The 16,315-nt window shown below is 71.8% G+C and carries 15 protein-coding genes; 4 read left to right on the forward strand and 11 right to left on the reverse strand.

Annotated elements, in window-relative coordinates; translation table 11 throughout:
* Nucleotides 1-187: 187 nt before the first annotated feature.
* The 3 genes from dnaG to dusB all read right to left on the reverse strand — a co-directional run bounded on the left by dnaG (nt 188) and on the right by dusB (nt 4,682).
* Entirely contained in the window at nt 188-2,095 is a 1,908-nt protein-coding gene (gene dnaG, locus ACVJ1F_RS01820; protein ID WP_123570788.1) for a DNA primase, read from the reverse strand.
* A 112-nt stretch (nt 2,096-2,207) separates the two neighbouring features.
* Nucleotides 2,208-3,479 carry a deoxyguanosinetriphosphate triphosphohydrolase gene (locus ACVJ1F_RS01825; protein WP_456884331.1) on the reverse strand — a complete coding sequence of 424 codons (1,272 nt, stop codon included), beginning with the start codon at nt 3,477-3,479 and terminating at the stop codon, nt 2,208-2,210.
* Between the two features lie 45 nt (nt 3,480-3,524).
* Nucleotides 3,525-4,682, reverse strand: coding sequence for a tRNA dihydrouridine synthase DusB (gene dusB, locus ACVJ1F_RS01830; RefSeq protein WP_123570172.1), 1,158 nt, complete (start codon nt 4,680-4,682; stop codon nt 3,525-3,527).
* A 15-nt stretch (nt 4,683-4,697) separates the two neighbouring features.
* Between dusB and ACVJ1F_RS01835 the strand changes: the two genes are divergently transcribed.
* Nucleotides 4,698-5,222, forward strand: a complete 525-nt coding sequence (locus ACVJ1F_RS01835) for an aminoacyl-tRNA deacylase (protein ID WP_456884332.1) — start codon at nt 4,698-4,700, stop codon at nt 5,220-5,222.
* On the opposite strand, the gene ACVJ1F_RS01840 is transcribed toward ACVJ1F_RS01835, so the two are convergent.
* The 5 genes from ACVJ1F_RS01840 to ACVJ1F_RS01860 form a co-directional block, all read right to left on the reverse strand.
* Nucleotides 5,212-5,409, reverse strand: a complete 198-nt coding sequence (locus ACVJ1F_RS01840) for a hypothetical protein (RefSeq protein WP_123570174.1) — start codon at nt 5,407-5,409, stop codon at nt 5,212-5,214. The two genes, ACVJ1F_RS01835 and ACVJ1F_RS01840, sit on opposite strands and share 11 nt — an antisense overlap.
* On the reverse strand, nt 5,406-6,074 hold the full coding sequence (locus tag ACVJ1F_RS01845; protein ID WP_159826441.1) for a DsbA family oxidoreductase: 669 nt from the start codon (nt 6,072-6,074) through the stop codon (nt 5,406-5,408). The genes ACVJ1F_RS01840 and ACVJ1F_RS01845 overlap by 4 nt, the downstream gene beginning before the upstream one ends.
* Nucleotides 6,071-7,099, reverse strand: coding sequence for a hypothetical protein (locus ACVJ1F_RS01850; RefSeq protein ID WP_456884333.1), 1,029 nt, complete (start codon nt 7,097-7,099; stop codon nt 6,071-6,073). Before ACVJ1F_RS01850 ends, ACVJ1F_RS01845 begins: the two co-directional genes overlap by 4 nt.
* 281 nt (nt 7,100-7,380) lie before the next feature.
* Entirely contained in the window at nt 7,381-8,766 is a 1,386-nt protein-coding gene (locus tag ACVJ1F_RS01855) for a glycine--tRNA ligase (protein ID WP_056045637.1), read from the reverse strand.
* Nucleotides 8,767-8,844: 78 nt separating this feature from the next.
* Nucleotides 8,845-9,885 carry an aminotransferase class V-fold PLP-dependent enzyme gene (locus ACVJ1F_RS01860; protein WP_456884335.1) on the reverse strand — a complete coding sequence of 347 codons (1,041 nt, stop codon included), beginning with the start codon at nt 9,883-9,885 and terminating at the stop codon, nt 8,845-8,847.
* Between the two features lie 81 nt (nt 9,886-9,966).
* On the opposite strand from ACVJ1F_RS01860, the gene ACVJ1F_RS01865 reads away from it, so the two are divergent.
* A complete protein-coding gene (locus ACVJ1F_RS01865; RefSeq protein ID WP_456884336.1) occupies nt 9,967-10,923 on the forward strand; it encodes a LysR family transcriptional regulator in 957 nt (318 codons plus the stop codon).
* Nucleotides 10,924-10,955: 32 nt separating this feature from the next.
* Nucleotides 10,956-11,627: a hypothetical protein gene (locus ACVJ1F_RS01870; RefSeq protein ID WP_148053616.1), complete on the forward strand. Its 672-nt coding sequence runs from the start codon at nt 10,956-10,958 to the stop codon at nt 11,625-11,627.
* A gap of 11 nt (nt 11,628-11,638) precedes the next feature.
* On the opposite strand, the gene ACVJ1F_RS01875 is transcribed toward ACVJ1F_RS01870, so the two are convergent.
* Nucleotides 11,639-12,436: an isoprenyl transferase gene (locus tag ACVJ1F_RS01875; protein ID WP_056045644.1), complete on the reverse strand. Its 798-nt coding sequence runs from the start codon at nt 12,434-12,436 to the stop codon at nt 11,639-11,641.
* Nucleotides 12,433-13,176 carry a DNA repair protein RecO gene (recO, locus tag ACVJ1F_RS01880; protein WP_123570177.1) on the reverse strand — a complete coding sequence of 248 codons (744 nt, stop codon included), beginning with the start codon at nt 13,174-13,176 and terminating at the stop codon, nt 12,433-12,435. The genes ACVJ1F_RS01875 and recO overlap by 4 nt, the downstream gene beginning before the upstream one ends.
* 34 nt (nt 13,177-13,210) lie before the next feature.
* Between recO and ACVJ1F_RS01885 the strand changes: the two genes are divergently transcribed.
* Nucleotides 13,211-13,873 (forward strand): trimeric intracellular cation channel family protein, encoded by a 663-nt coding sequence (locus ACVJ1F_RS01885; protein ID WP_056045653.1) that lies wholly within the window; start codon nt 13,211-13,213, stop codon nt 13,871-13,873.
* A 651-nt stretch (nt 13,874-14,524) separates the two neighbouring features.
* Here the strand turns inward: ACVJ1F_RS01885 and leuA are convergent.
* Nucleotides 14,525-16,285 carry a 2-isopropylmalate synthase gene (leuA, locus tag ACVJ1F_RS01890; protein WP_056045657.1) on the reverse strand — a complete coding sequence of 587 codons (1,761 nt, stop codon included), beginning with the start codon at nt 16,283-16,285 and terminating at the stop codon, nt 14,525-14,527.
* Nucleotides 16,286-16,315: the final 30 nt, after the last annotated feature.

A 16,315-nucleotide genomic window follows, 5' to 3' on the forward strand; every position in this document is an offset into this window, starting at 1 on the left:
GTGCTGTGGACGCGGCCGTTTCAGGGAACGTCCATTGGTAACACACACGTGAGCGCGAGACGGGCTCATCGCGCAACTGTTTACAGGCCCGCAACGAACCCTTGCCAACTGGTCGTCTCGAGGCCGGCGGCGCATCCTCATGATGTATGCGCGTTCAGGCCGGGGCACCGCGTGACGGCCGCCGACCTCACTCTTGGCGGATGGACCGGCGCTCGGCCTCGACGGCGGCGATCCGCACCTGGATCTCGCGCCAGCGATCGGGTTCGGTCTTCATGTCGGTGCGGAACGACTGCCCGAGCAGTTCGGACTTCTCGCGGATCAGGTCGCGCTCGACGATCGAGACGACGATGCCGCGACAGTAGGTCGTGATCTCGCGTCCCTCGCGCTCGGGGATGGGGGCGACGGCCAGCTCTTTCGCCAGGGCGTCGAACGGCGACGGCGTCTGGCCGAGGACGACGTCGAGCCAGTCGGCCGAGTCGAACCGGTCGAGGCTCGCGCCGATCGCGTCGCGGACGACGGCCAGCGCGCCGTTCTCGATGCGTGCCCGTGCCGCCCGCTGCATGAGTTCGAAGCCGACCGTCGCCGGGTGCTGGAGCATCGCCATGAGCGCGTCGCGCTCGGTGCGGGTGGTCAGGTCGCCCGGGAGCGTCAGCAGGCTCGGGCCGGCGGGCTCGTCGGGCACCGGCGGCAGGCTCGTGATCGACTGCCGGCCGTCGGTGGCGTTCTTGGGCTGCGACCGCTCGAGCGCGTTCTGGGCCGAGGAGGCGCGACCCGCGTCGTCGACGGACCGCGCGACGTCGGCCGGGTCGAGCCCCAGCCACCCGGCCAGCGACCGCACGTAGCCCTGGGTCATCGAACGGTCCCGGATGCCCGCCACCACCGGCGAGGCCGCCCGGAGCGCCGACACGCGACCCTCGACCGTCTCGAGGTCGTGCCCGTCGATGAGCCGGCGGATCATGAACTCGAACATCGGACGCTTGGTCGAGATGAGGCGGCGCACGGCGTCGTCGCCGCGGTTCAGCCTGAGGTCGCACGGGTCGAGCCCGTCGGGGGCCACGGCGACGAAGGTCTGCGCGGCGAACCGCTGCTCTTCAGCGAACGCGCGTGACGCCGCCTTCTGGCCCGCCTCGTCGGGGTCGAAGGTGAAGACGACCTCGCCGCCGGTCGAGGTGTCGGCCCCGCTGACGTCGCCGAGCATGGGTCGCAGCACCTTGATGTGGTCCACGCCGAACGACGTGCCGCAGGTCGCGACGGCCGTCGTGACCCCGGCCAGGTGGCACGCCATCACGTCGGTGTAGCCCTCGACGATGACGACCTGCTTGCCCTTCGAGATGTCCCGACGGGCCAGGTCGAGCCCGTAGAGCACCTGGGACTTGTGGTAGATCGGCGTCTCGGGGGTGTTGAGGTACTTCGGGCCCTTGTCGTCCTCGAGCAACCGACGCGCGCCGAACCCGATGGTCGACCCCGTGACGTCGCGGATCGGCCACACCAGCCGCCCGCGGAAGCGGTCGTAGGGGCTGCGGTCGCCCTGGCTCAGCAACCCCGCGGTGACGAGCTCGTCGTCGCGGTAACCGAGCCCCTTGAGGTGCGACCGCAGGGCGTCGAACGACTTGGGGGCGAAGCCCACGCCGAACCGCTCGGCCGCGGCCGGGTCGAACCCCCGCTCGCCGAGGAACCGGCGGGCGGGCTCGGCGTCGGCGGCCGTGAGGTGGTCCACGAAGAACTCGCGCGCGGCCTCGTTCGCCGAGATCAGACGCGCCCTGTTGCCGTGGTCGCTGGCCTGCCCGCCGTCCTCGTAGTGCAGTTCGAAACCGATGCGCGCCGCCATGCGTTCGACCGCTTCTTGGAAGGTCGTGTGGTCGGTCTTCATGACGAAGCTGAAGACGTCGCCGTCCTCACCGCAGCCGAAGCAGTGGTACCGCCCCACCTGGGGCCGCACGTGGAAGCTCGGACTGCGCTCGTCGTGGAACGGGCAGAGCCCCTTGAGCGACCCCACGCCCGCCCCCTTGAGCGTGACGTGGTCGCCGACGATGTCGGCGATGTTGGTGCGCGACCGGACCTCGTCGATGTCGTTGCGTTTGATCAGGCCGGGCACGTGTCGATTGTAGGTCGAGCCACCGACCACGCCGACCCGGGAGGTCGGCCGCGGGAGGACGAGGAGGCGCGGTGCGGCCGGTCGGGACCCGCGCCTCCTCGGCGACCCGCCGTCAGCGGCCGGCGGTGAGCCGGTCGTGCCACGCCATGGCGCTCTGGTCGGTCAGCGAGGCGACCTGGTCGACGACGACCCGGCGCCTCGCGGCGTCGTCGTCCGCCGAGGCCCAGTCGGCGGCGAAGCCACGGTCGAGTTCTGACGGGCCCGCCTGCCACAGGGAGTCGGCGAGGCTCGTCAGGACCTCGCGCTGACGCAGGTAGATGGGCTGCCGGTTGTCCCGCGTCATGACGAAGGCCGCGACGATGCCCTTGAGCACGGCGATCTCGCCGATCACGTCCGGGGCGACGACCACCGACGCGCCGAAGCGCATCAGGGCGTCACCGGGATAGGACTCACGGGTCGCCTGGGTGGCCGAACCGGCGAAGCGCCCGATCAGCTGGCTCGTGAGGTTCTTGAGACGGGCCTGCGCGAACCGGCTGCCGTCGTACGACTCGAGCCAGAACGGCAGCGCCTGCAACCGGTCGAAGGCCTCGGTCAACTCGTCGCGGCTGAGCTCCCCGCCGACCCACTCGTGCATGGCCGTCACGAGCGAGTCGTGGTCGACCCGCGCCCCGAGGGCGGCGACGTCGACGTAGCCGTTGACCACGGCGTCCTCGAAGTCGTGCACCGAGTAGGCGATGTCGTCACTGAGGTCCATGACCTGGGCCTCGACGCACCGCCGTCGACGCGGGGCACCCCGACGCAACCACTCGAACGCGGCCGTGTCGTCGTCGTAGAAACCGAACTTCATGCGACCGCCCGGGTCGGGGATGCCCTGGGCCGCGGGCCACGGGTACTTGCAGCTGGCGTCGAGGCTGGCACGGGTGAGGTTCAGCCCGAAGCTGCGTCCCGTCGCGTCGATGACCTTCGGCTCGATGCGGGTCAGCAGTCGCAGGGTCTGCGCGTTGCCCTCGAAGCCGCCGATGTCGGTCGACCAGTCGTTCAGCGCCCGCTCGCCGTTGTGCCCGAACGGCGGGTGGCCGAGGTCGTGCGCGAGGCAGGCCGTGTCGACGACGTCGGGGTCGAGGCCGAGGCTCGTGGCGAGCTCGCGACCGACCTGTGCCACCTCGAGCGAGTGCGTCAGCCGGTTGCGGGCGAAGTCGAGGCCGGCCGTGGGGCTCAGCACCTGCGTCTTGGCCGCCAGGCGCCGGAGCGCGCTCGAGTGCAGCAACCGGGCCCGGTCGCGGGCGAAGTCGCTGCGCCGGTTGGAGTGCTGCTCGGGCGCCCAGCGCTCGGAGTCGGCGGGGTCGTACCCGGGGGTGGCGCTCGGCAGGGCTTCGGTGGACACCGGGGCCTCTCGGTCGGGACGGGAAGGGATCTCGGGAGGGGGTGCCTAGCCGCCGCTGTGGTGCAGCTCGGCCGCGGCGAGCTCGGCCTTGAAGGCCTCGTCGAGCTCGCGGCTCTCGAGCCAGCGGTCGGGCAGGGCGGGCCGCTTCGGGCTGCCCGCACGGCCACGCGGCCCCTCGGCCGCCTCGCCGGGGTACCGCTCGTGGGGGTCCATCGTGGCGAGCAGGTCGTCGATCTGCTGCAACGAGTCGGCCAGGGCGAGAGCCGCCCGGACCTCACCGCCCACGGGGTAGCCCTTGAAGTACCACGCGACGTGCTTGCGCATGTCACGGCAGGCGCGGCCCTCGTCGCCCGACCAGAACTCGACCATGAGTTCGGCGTGGCGCCGGAAGGCCCGTCCCACCTCGCCGAGCGTCGGCTCGGCCTTCAGGTCCTCGCCGCGGAAGGCCGCGGCGAGGTCGCCGAACAGCCACGGCCGACCGAGGCAGCCGCGACCCACGACGACGCCGTCACACCCGGTCTCGTCGACCATGCGCAGGGCGTCGGCCGCCGACCAGATGTCGCCGTTGCCGAGGACCGGCACGTCGGTCACGGTCTGCTTCAGGGTGGCGATGGCGGACCAGTCGGCGGTGCCCGAGTAGAAATCGGCAGCCGTGCGGGCGTGCAGCGCGATGCTCGCGACGCCGGCCCCCTGGGCGGCTCGACCGGCCTCGAGATAGGTGAGGTGGTCGTCGTCGATGCCCTTGCGCATCTTGACGGTCAGCGGGATGTCGCCGGCGGCCTTGACGGCACCCTCGACGATCTCGCGGAAGAGGCCGATCTTCCAGGGGAGGGCCGAGCCGCCGCCCTTGCGCGTGACCTTGGGCACCGGGCAGCCGAAGTTGAGGTCGATGTGGTCGGCACGGTCCTCGGCGACGAGCATGGTGACCGCCTCGGCCACCGTGTTCGGCTCGACGCCGTAGAGCTGGATGCTGCGCGGCGTCTCGGACTCGTGGTGCTGGATGAGGCGCATCGACTCGGGCGTGCGCTCGACCAGCGCCCGACTCGTGATCATCTCGCTCACGTAGAGGCCGGCGCCGTACTCGCGACAGAGGCGGCGGTACGCCGTGTTGGTGATTCCGGCCATGGGGGCGAGCACGACGGGCGAGGCCACGTCGATCGGTCCGATCGAGAGGCCGCGCGAGGGCAGGGTGGTGGTGGACATCGTTACGATTCTCCCATGAGCGACGGCGGGCTGACGAGTGGTGTGGACGACGCGGACGTCGGGGGCGACCAGGGTCGACTCGACGGCACGGACCGGGTGCGGGAAGACGCCGCTGCGCGCGGTCTCGCGGTCGAGATCGTCGCGCGCCCCGCGGCCGACTCGCTCGAGGCCGCTGCCGCTCTGCTCGGGCTGCAACCGTCCGACATCGTGAAGAGCCTGGTGGTCAAGCGACACGACGGCTCGTTCTTGTTCGCGCTCCTGCCGGGCGACCGACAGATCTCGTGGGCAAAGCTCCGAGCCGTCGTGGGCGTCAACAAGCTGTCGATGCCGAGCGCCGACGTCGCCCTCGAGGTCACCGGATACGAGCGGGGCACCATCACCCCCCTGGGCAGCTCGACCGCGTGGCCCGTGGTCGCGGACTCCCGAATCGTGGGGAGGCGCGTCGCCCTGGGTGCCGGAGCCCACGGCTTCAGCGCCTTCGTCGAGGCCGACGACCTCGTCGCCGCGTACGACGCGACCGTGGCCGACGTCAGCGACTGACGCCGCGCCTCCCGGGCTCGGCGGCCGGGGACCCGACCGCGGACGTGCCCTCGGCGACCGGGGGGACGACCAGACAGGAGTCCCCCTCACAGGCGACGGCGTCCGGTGCACCGAGCATGGTCAACGGCGCGGACGGCGTCGCGAGCCCGGCCCCCGACCCGGCCCCGGCCTCGCGGGAATCGCTCATCGGGCCACCTCGGAGGCGACCTGCTCGAGGGCCTGGACGAACGTCTCGGGAGCCTGGGCGCCCGAGATGCCGTACTTGCCGTCGAGGACGAAGAACGGGACGCCGGTGATGCCGAAGGCCTGCGCCTGGGCCTGGTCGGACCGCACGTCGTCGAGGTGACGCCCGGTCTCGAGAGCTTCGCGCGCCTCCTGCTCGTCGAGGCCGACCTCGGCGGCCAACGTGACGAGATCGTCGACGCGGCCCACGTGGCGGCCCTCCTCGAAGTAGGCGTGGAGGAGGCGTTCCTTCATCTCGGCCTGACGCCCGTTCGCCTTGGCGAAGTGGAGCAGCTCGTGCGCCTTGACCGTGTTGGTGTGCTGCAGGTGCTCGAAGTCGTAGGCGAGGCCGACCTCGGACGCGATGCCGGCGACGGTGTCGAGCATGCCGCGGACCTGGTCGGCGGGCATGCCCTTGTGCTTCGAGAGGAAGTCGACCTCGTCGCCCTCGAAGTCGACCGGGGTGTCGGGCGAGAGCTCGAACGAGTGGTACTCGACCTCGACGGGGCCGTCGAAACGTCGCACGGCCTCCTCGAACTTGCGCTTGCCGATGAAGCACCACGGGCAGGCGATGTCGGACCAGATGTCGACCTTGACGGTCGCGGACGGGGTGGCTGGGTCTGCGGTCACGGCAGGCCCAACCCTCGGCCGTGCCCCGCCATTCCCCGCGCCGTCCCTCTACCCCCCTCCGGCGCCTCCCTTGTCGGCAACTCCTGCCTCGTGCGCTGCCCGGGTACGGCGAGCCGCCAGTTCCTGCGGCCGCGGGGGCCGAGCACCCGGGGCGTGCAGGAGTTGCCGACACGTGACCCGGGCGTGGGGCCACCCGCCGTGGCCACCAGGGCGTCGATCGCGGCCGAGGTGCGAGCCCACAGGTCACGCACCATGATCGTCCCCGCGCGGAACGGGACGAGCCCGTCCAGAGCGATGTCGGCGTCCTTGAGGCGGTCCTGGTCGAACCGCCTCTCGTGGTGCTCGCGACCGTCGGTCTCGAGACCGACGATGCCGTCGACGAGCATGTCGAGGACCTTGCCCGTGGTGCCGACGGGCACCTGCCGCACGACGTGGTGCCCGGCCAACCGGAGCCGCGTCCCGGCCGCCGACTCGAGGATGCTCTGTGCTCCCCCGTCGCTCCAGGCCACCAGGCCCGCGGCATCGGCACGCTTCCGGGCGAGGACCTCGGCGGCGTCCTCGTCGTCGGTGACGAGGCCGATGCTGCGGGCCCAGTCGACCAGGATCACCGCGTCCTCGAGCGATGCCGCCTCGACGACCGCGCGGGCGAGGGCGTCACGTGGGTCCACCATCCAGGTCGAGCCTCGGGCTCCCAGAGCGACGGGGTCCCAGACCACCCGGACGCCCCGTCGACGTCGGAGGCGGGAGGCGGTCTCGGGTACCGAGACCGTGATCCGCGGGCGTCGCCACGACCAGGCACCGAGTTGGTGCAGGGCGGCTGCCCCGGTGAGCCGGCCACCCACTACGACGGCGACGAACCTCGGGTCGTCGGGCGGCCACGTCGAGTACCAGCCACGTCGGGGACGACGGACCGTGCGGGCGCGCACGGCGACGGTCAGGTGGCGGTCCGTGGCACCCAGCGCGACCAGGTCACGCTTGTGCAGCAGGCCACCGGCATCGGAGACGAGTTCGGCGATCGTGGTCATGCCGACAGCGTGCCGAGCGGTGCCCCTCTCCCGGGGCGTCCGAGGGCGGCTTGGGGACGGCGGCGGCACATCGCTCCCCTGGGGCCGAGACCTCGTCGCGGGGACTGTGACTCGGGCGACGGCAACTCCTGCCCCGTGCCTCGTGGGCCCGCGACACGCCGTGTGGGCGGCGCGGGTCGCGGCAGGAGGCAGGAGTTGCCGACGACAGACGGGCCCCCGTCGTGCAACGCGTGCACGACCGGGGCCCGTCGCGGAGGGGCGGGCGCGAGGCGCCCCGGCGGCTACGCGCCGAGCAGCTGCTCGGCCAGGTAGGCGCGCAGCCCGGCCAGGGGGATGCGCTGCTGGGCCATGGTGTCGCGCTCGCGCACGGTCACGGCGTCGTCCTCGAGCGAGTCGAAGTCGACGGTGACGCAGAACGGCGTGCCGATCTCGTCCTGGCGGCGGTAGCGCCGGCCGATGGCGCCCGCGTCGTCGAAGTCGATGTTCCAGTACTTGCGGAGGTCGGCGGCGAGCCCGCGGGCCATCGGCGACAGCTGCTCGTTGCGGCTGAGGGGCAGCACGGCCACCTTGATCGGTGCCAGGCGACGGTCGAGCTTCAGCACGGTGCGCTTGTCGACGCCGCCCTTGGCGTTCGGCGCCTCGTCCTCGGTGTAGGCGTCGACGAGGAACGCCATGAGCGAGCGGGTGAGACCGGCCGCGGGCTCGATGACGTAGGGGGTCCAGCGCTCGTTCTTGGCCTGGTCGAAGTAGGTCAGGTCTTTGCCCGAAGCGGCGGCATGGGTCTTGAGGTCGTAGTCGGTGCGGTTCGCGATGCCCTCGAGCTCGCCGAACTCGCCGCCGGCGAACCGGAAGCGGTACTCGATGTCGACGGTGCGCTTGGAGTAGTGCGAGAGCTTCTCGGCCGCGTGCTCGTAGAGGCGCAGGTTCTCGGGGTCGATGCCGAGGTCGACGTACCACTGGAACCGCTGGTCGATCCAGTACTGGTGCCACTCTTCGTCGCTGCCGGGCTCGACGAAGAACTCCATCTCCATCTGCTCGAACTCGCGCGTGCGGAAGATGAAGTTGCCGGGCGTGATCTCGTTGCGGAAGCTCTTGCCGATCTGGCCGATGCCGAACGGCGGCTTGATGCGCGACGACTGCAGGATGTTGTCGAAGTTGGTGAAGATGCCCTGCGCGGTCTCGGGTCGCAGGTACGCCATGCCCTGCTCGTTGTCGACCGGGCCGAGGAAGGTCTTGAGCAGACCGGAGAAGTTCTGCGGTTCGGTCCACGAGCCGGGCTGGCCCGTGTCGGGGTCGCGGACGTCGGCCAGGCCGTTCTCGGGCGGGTGGCCGTGCTTGGCCTCGTACGCCTCGAGCAGGTGGTCGGCGCGGTAGCGCTTGTGGGTGTGCAGCGACTCGACCAGCGGGTCGCTGAAGACCTCGACGTGCCCGGAGGCCTCCCACACCTGGCGCGGCAGGATGACCGCCGAGTCGAGGCCGACGACGTCGTCGCGGCCCTGCACCATGGTCTGCCACCACTGACGCTTGATGTTCTCCTTCAGGGCGACGCCGAGGGGCCCGTAGTCCCAAGCCGAGCGCGAACCGCCGTAGATCTCTCCCGACTGGAAGACGAAGCCGCGGCGCTTGGCCAGGGCGATGACGGAATCGAGACGGTTGGGTGCTGCCACGTGTGATGCTCCGATGAGTTGAGGCCCGAGCTGGGTGCCCGGTCGGTCGAGGTACCCGGCAACTCTACCGGCGGTGCGTCACCGGCCGAGCGCGACGGCGACGGCCTCGACGTCGCCCTCGTCGTTCCAGAGGTGGAAGGCCACGCGGACGCGACCGGCGCGCCCCGAGACCACGAGACCGGCGTCGCCGAGGAGGCGCTGGTCGCGTCCGTCGGGATCGGCCCAGGTCACGATCGCGCGGCCCTGCGCCTCGATCCCGAGCCGCGAGCAGAGCGCGTCGCCCGTCCCGGCGGCGTGCGCCCAGGTCTCGTCGGGGTCGAGCGCAGCGAACGTCGTGAGCGCGGGCAGCGCCCCGGCCCAGGCCTGCCAGGCGGGCGACACGTCGAAGGCCCGCGCGTCCGTGGCGAGGCTCATGTCGGGGCCGTAGCACGAGGCCCACACGTCGTCGCCCGCGTACCAGCCGGCCTGGGCCGGGACCATGGCCTCCTGCAGCCGCTCCCCCACGGTGAGGAACGCCACCCCTCGCGGGCAGCACAACCACTTGTAGGCATGCGTGACGCTGGCGTCGTACCGCGAGGCGTCGACGGGCCGCACGCCGGCCGCCTGCGTGAGGTCGCACAGCGTCAACGCCCCGTGTCGGGACGCCGCGGCGACGATGGCGGCGTCGTCGGCGACCTCGCCGGTGGCGGACTGGACGGCCGACCAGGCCACGAGGTGCGTGCCGGGCCCGACGGAGCCGGCCAACTCGGCCAGCGGGACGCTCCGCACCCGGACGCCCCGCGCCTCCTGCACCACGAAGGGGTAGACGATCGAGCTGAAGTCGCCCGTGGGCACCAGCACCTCGGCGCCGTCCGGGACCGAGGCCGCGATAACGGCGACCATCGCCGACGTCTGCGACGCGATGGCCACGCGGTCGACGCCGACCCGGGCCAGCCGCGCGAAGGCCGCGCGCGCCTCCTCGACGACGGCGCCGTAGGCGGCCGGGCCGGCCCGACCGGACGACCACCGGTCGAGGTCGGCGCGCGACGCCTCGATCGTGGACCGCATCGGCAGGCCCATGGTGCAGGCGGCCAGATAACCCGGTGCGGGGGCGAAGAGGTCGGGTCGGGACGCGGTCATGTCCTCAGGCTCCCCCCGTCGAGACCGGAAGACAACCACCAGTGTCTGAGGACGATCATCACCGCGGCTTATGATTCGTCCGTGCCCGACGATCTCGACCTCGCGTCCCTGCGCGTCGTCCGCGCCGTGGCCGACACCGGCAGCATCACGGCGGCGGCCGCCCTGCTCGGCTACAGTCAGCCCGCCGTCAGCCAGCAGCTGCGTCGAGCCGAACGCCAGGTCGGGCAACCGCTCGTGCTCCGCGCCGGGCGCGGCGTCGCCCTCACCGAGGCCGGGCACAGGCTCGCCGAGCACGCCGTCCACGTGCAGGCGGCCCTCGACGCCGCGCGGCAGGACCTCGACGACCTGGGCGGCGTCGCCACGGGCCACGTCACCCTGGCCGGGTTCCCCAGCGCGTCGTCGACGATCGTCCCCGACGTGCTCTCGCGCCTGCGCGACCGGCACCCGGGCCTCACGGTCGACTACGTCGAGGCGGAACCCCCGGAGGCGCTGGCACGACTGCGCGACGGCTCGGCGGACGTCGCGGTCACCTTCCGTCACGGGGGCGACCCCGGGGGCGAACGCGACCTCGACGGGTTGCTGCACCGCGCCTCCTTCGTCGACCGCACGGTGCTCGCCGTGCCGTCGGCCCACCCGTTCACGCGAGGCGACGACTTCGGCGGCCTCGCGCACGAGAGGTGGATCGGCGGATGCCCCCGCTGCCGGGGCCACCTGCTCGCGACCTGCGCCGCGTCCGGGTTCGAGCCCGAGATCGTGCTCGAGACCGACAACGCCCTGGCCGTGCTCGGCCTCGTCGCGGCGGGCCTGGGCGTCGCCCTGCTCCCGGGGCTCTCGCTCGTGTCCGCCGCCGTGCCTCGCGGGGTGCGGGTGGTGGAGCTCGACGACGGCCTCGCCCGCGTCGTGCACGTGGTCCACGGGCGTGGCGGCGACCGCGTGCCGAGCGTGCGGGCGGTCCTCGACGCCTTCGAGCAGGTGGACGGCGACGCGCTGGGCCTCGTGCCGGTGCCACGGGGCGAGCCGTCCACGGGGCCGGGTTAGGCTGGCCCGACGAACCAGGAGAGGTGCAGGTCGTGCGCACAAGACTGACCGTCGGCATCGCCGTCTCGGTGCTGGCCCTCGTCGGGCTGACCGGCTGCTTCCCGAGCCTCGACGACCTCACCCCGGCCGGTGCGGGCGGATCGGCGTCGACCCCCGGCCCGGGAGCCACCGGCGCGCCGCAGCCCCAGGTCACCGGGGCTCCCGGCACCGGCGGCGGCACGGGGTCGCAGCCCGACGCCCTCGCCCCCGGGGGCACGCTGCTCGGCCAGGTCAACTACAAGGACCTCACCATCTACGTCTACGGCGTCGGCGAGCTGACGACCTCGGCGCCCTCGATCTACGCCCGCCCCGACGGCACCGACCCCTACCCCGCGGGCACCGACGTCGAGGTCACGGCCTACGTGCTGACGAACAACTCGCAGCGTCGGCTCGACCTGACCGACCTGAGCGCCGACTACTCGTCGTACGGCAACGACCTCGCCACACAGGACGTCTTCGCCGGGCAGGATCTGTTGACCCAGCTGGGCTACGAGACCTCGCTCGAGTCGAAGTTCCCGGCGGACAGCGCGAACTGGTACCTGCTGCCGGGCGAGTCGACCGTCTTCGCCAACGCCTGGTTCCACCGGGCGAGCGACGGACCGCTGACCCTGCAGTTCCTGTGGCCGGCCGAGCGGATCTTCCTGGGCGCGAACATCCAGTTCTGACGGGCGTCCGGTCAGGCCGGGCCGGGGGCGTCCACCGCTCCCCCGAAACGACGGGTGCGCGAGGCGTAGGTCTCGACGGCCTGCCAGAGGTCGGTCCGGGTGAAGTCCGGCCACAGCCGGTCGAGGAACACCATCTCGGCGTAGGCGGACTGCCAGAGCATGAAGTTGCTCGTGCGCTGCTCGCCCGAGCTGCGCACGAAGAGGTCGACGTCGGGCAGTTCGGGAGCGTACAGCCGCTTCTGGATCAGCTTCTCGCCGACGGCCGAGGGCTTGAGCCGACCGGCGGCGACGTCGTCGGCGATCGAGCGCACCGCGTCGGCGATCTCGGTCCGCCCGCCGTAGTTGACGCACATCGTCAACGTCAGGACGTCGTTGCCCTTGGTCAGCTCTTCGGCGAACTGCAGTTCCCTGATCACCGACCCCCACAGCCGCGGCTTCCGCCCGGCCCAGCGGACCCGCACGCCCCAAGCGTTCAGCTGGTCGCGACGTCGGTGCAGCACGTCACGGTTGAAGCCCATCAGGAAGCGCACCTCGTCGGGCGAGCGCTTCCAGTTCTCGGTCGAGAACGCGTACACGCTGAGGTGCTTCACGCCGATCTGGATCGCCCCGGCGACCACGTCGAGCAGCGACATCTCGCCGGCCTTGTGGCCCTCGACGCGGGTGAGCCCGCGCCCGTTCGCCCAGCGGCCGTTGCCGTCCATCACGATCGCGACGTGCTCGGGCACGGCGCCCCGCGGCATCTCGGGCGGGTGGACGCCGGTCCAGTCGAGGGGGCGGAAGTCGGCGGCGTCGCGGTGGGTCTTCTTCACGGTCTCTCTCTTCCGGGCACCCGGTCGACGTGCTGCAGCGATCGCAGTCCCCGTTCGAGGTGCCACTGCGTGTAGGCGGCGACGACGCCGCTCGCCTGGTTGCGGGTCGCGTCGGGTGCGTCCTCGGCGTGGTCCCAGTCCCCCGTGAGCAGCGCGCCCAACAGGGCCAGCGCCTCCTGCGTCAAGCGCGGAGCGCCGGGAGGCGCGTGCGAGTCGGCCACCACGCCACCGAGCTGGACGACGAAGGCCGAGTGCGGCCCGGGGGCACCGGTCACGGCGCAGTCGCCGAAGCTCGGCGACCAGCCCGCGATGCTGAGCGCACGCAAGAGGTACGAGTCGAGCGTGAGCTGGGGCGCGTGCTCGTGCCGCGCGAGCGAGCGGAGGGCCCCGACGAGCAGGAGGTACTGCTGCAGACCCGCCTCGGCCTCGGTCAGCTTGTCGGCCGTCTCGACCATCACGCTGCCGGCCGTGTAGCTCTCGTAGTCGGCCGCGATCACGGCACCGTACGAGCCGAGCGACTCGGCCTGCTGCACGATGTCGAGCGAGCGGCCCTCGTAGAGCTGCAGGTCGGCGACCATCATCGGCTCGAGGCGCGCCCCGAACTTCGACGCCGTGCGTCGGACGCCCTTGGCCACGGCCCGGATCTTGCCGTGGTTGCGGCTGAGCATCGTGAGGATGCGGTCGGCCTCACCCAGCTTGTGGGTGCGCAGCACGACGCATTCATCACGGTAGACGGGCACCGACCAAGCATCGCACGCGTGGTACAAACGTCAGGTGCACGCCACAGCCTTCGCCGTACCCCTGTGGGTGGACCTCCTCGCCGTCGGCATCGGCAGCCTGCAGGGGGCGATGTTCGCGTCGGAGTACAAGGACCGCCGTCTCGACCTGCTCGGCATCGCCATCATCGGGATCGCCACCGGGCTCGGCGGCGGCGTGCTGCGCGACGTGCTCCTCGGCGAGGTGCCGCGCGCCATGTCGAGCAACTGGTACCTGCTCGTCGCCGTCGCCGCGGCGATCGTCGGCATGGCGCTCCAGCGCGTGTTCACCCGCCTGGCCGGGGTCATCACCGTGCTCGACGCGCTGACCATCGGCCTGCTCGGCGCGATCGGGTCGACCAAGGCCCTCTCGCTCGGACTGCCCGAGATCCCGGCCGTGTTCGTCGGGGTCATCGCGGCCGTCGGCGGCTCGGTGCTCCGCGACCTGCTGATGAACCTCACCATCGCGATGATGCACGTGGGATCGCTCTACGCCGTGGCGGCGGCCGGCGGCACCGTCGTGCTGGTCGTGGCCGTGACGCTCGGCGCACCCGTGGCCGTCTCCGCGATCGCGGGCACGTCGATCACCCTGGTCATCCGCATGCTGGCGGTACGGTTCGGCTGGACCCTGCCCGAGCAGCGCGCCCTCAGCCGGCTGCCCCGCTGGCGTCGTCCGCGCTGAGTCCGGCTGCCCGGTCTCGACGCCCGGTCCCGGGGCCCGGCCGCTCGCCCCTCGTCGGACCCGTCGGCCCTCGTCGGACCCGGGCCGCACCCCGTCGGGCCCGGGCCGCACCCGTCGGGAACTCCTGCCCTCTGTGCCAGCACACCCGGACACGCCGCACATCGGCCCCCGCGGGCGACACCAGGCAGGACTTGCCCGCACCCTGCGACAACTCCTGCCCCCTGCGCCAGCACACCCGGACACGCCGCACACCCGCACCCCCGCACGACACCGGGCAAGAGTTGCCCGCACCCGTCGGCAACTCCTGCCCCCTGCGCCAGCACACCCGGACACGCCGCACAGCCGCACCCGCGGGCGACACCAGGCAGGAGTTGCCCGCACCCGTCGGCAACTCCTGCCCCCTGCGCCAGCACACCCCGACACGCCGCACACCCGCACCCCCGCACGACACCGGGCAGGAGTTGCCCGCACCCATCGGGAACTCCTGCCCCCTGCGCCAGCGCACCCCGACACGCCGCACATCGGCGCCTGCGCGCTACACGAGGCAGGCGTTGCCGACACCCGCAGGCGCGACACCGCCGGCACGACGACGCCCCCGGCACCGCGAGGGCACTGGGGGCGGGTCGGGTCGGGACGGGACGGGGCGGCCGCTCAGACCGACGCGAGCTCGCGCACGTCGGTCGTCGTGCGGATGGCGCGGTTCACCGCCGAGACGATGGCCTTGAGCGACGCCGTCGAGATGTCGGCGTCGATGCCGACTCCCCAGAGCCGGGTGCCGTCGACGTCGAGCTCGACGTAGGCCGCGGCCTGGGCGTCGCCCGAGGCGCTGAGGGTGTGCTCGACGTAGTCGTACAGCTTGACCTGGACGCCCTGCTCGGCGAGGACGGCGATGAACGCCGCGATGGGCCCCGTGCCCCGGGCCGACGTCGACTCGACCGTCTCGCCGACCCGCAGGTCGACGTCGAGCACGGTCTCGCCCGACATGTCGCTCGCGGTGCTCGTCCGGGTCAACTCGAAGCGACCCCACTTGTCGTCGGCCGCGTCGGCGGGGAGGTACTCGTCCTGGAAGATCGACCAGATGTGGGCGCTCGTCATCTCGCCCCCCTCCTGGTCGGTACGCGACTGCACGACGCCGCTGAACTCGATCTGCAGCTTGCGTGGCAGGTCGATGGCATGGTCGGCCTTCAACAGGTAGGCCACGCCGCCCTTGCCCGACTGCGAGTTGACGCGGATGACCGCCTCGTAGCTGCGTCCCAGGTCTTTGGGGTCGACCGGCAGGTACGGCACCGCCCACTCGAGCGCGTCGACGTCGACCCCGCGCGACGCCGCGGTGGCGGCCATGGCCTCGAAGCCCTTCTTGATGGCGTCCTGGTGCGAACCGGAGAACGCCGTGTAGACGAGGTCGCCGGCCCACGGGCTGCGCTCGTGCACGGGCAGCTGGTTGCAGTGCTCGGCGGTGCGCTTGACCATGTCGAGGTCGCTGAAGTCGATCTGCGGGTCGATGCCCTGGGTGAACAGGTTGATGCCCAGCGCGACGAGGTCGACGTTGCCCGTGCGCTCGCCGTTGCCGAAGAGGCAGCCCTCGATGCGGTCGGCGCCGGCCAGGTAGCCCAGCTCGGCGGCCGCGATGCCGGTGCCCCGGTCGTTGTGCGGGTGCAGCGACAGGATGACGCTGTCGCGACGGGCCAGGTGACGGTGCATCCACTCGATCGAGTCGGCGTAGACGTTGGGGGTCGCCATCTCGACGGTCGCCGGCAGGTTGACGATCACCGGTCGCGAGGGCGTCGCGTCGAAGGCCTCGATCACCTGGTTGCAGATGTCGAGCGCGAAGTCGAGCTCGGTGCCGGTGTAGCTCTCGGGCGAGTACTCGTAGAACACGGCCGTCTCGGGGATGGTCTTCTCGGCCTCGAGGCACAGGCGGACGCCCTCGAGGGCGATGTCGACGATGCCCTGCCGGTCGGTGCGGAACACGACGTCCCGTTGCAGCACGCTCGTCGAGTTGTACAGGTGGACGATGGCCTGCTTGGCGCCGGCGATCGACTCGTAGGTGCGGGCGATCAGGTGCTCGCGCGCCTGGGTCAGCACCTGGATCGTGACGTCGTCGGGGATGGCCCCCTCGTCGATGAGGCTGCGGACGAAGTCGAAGTCGGTCTGCGAGGCGCTCGGGAAGCCGACCTCGATCTCTTTGTAGCCCATGCCGACCAGCAGGTCGAACATGATGCGCTTGCGCTCCGGGCTCATCGGGTCGATCAGCGCCTGGTTGCCGTCGCGCAGGTCGACGGCGCACCAGCGGGGTGCCTCGGTGATGCGCTTCGACGGCCAGGTGCGGTCGGGCAGGTCGACGGCGATCTGCTCGTGGAAGGGCCGGTACTTGTGGATCGGCATGGCCGACGGCTGCTGTGCGTTCTTCATGTCCTGTGGTCTCTCTCGCCCTCGAGGGGC

The sequence above is a fragment of the Frigoribacterium sp. 2355 genome (genome assembly GCF_054060695.1).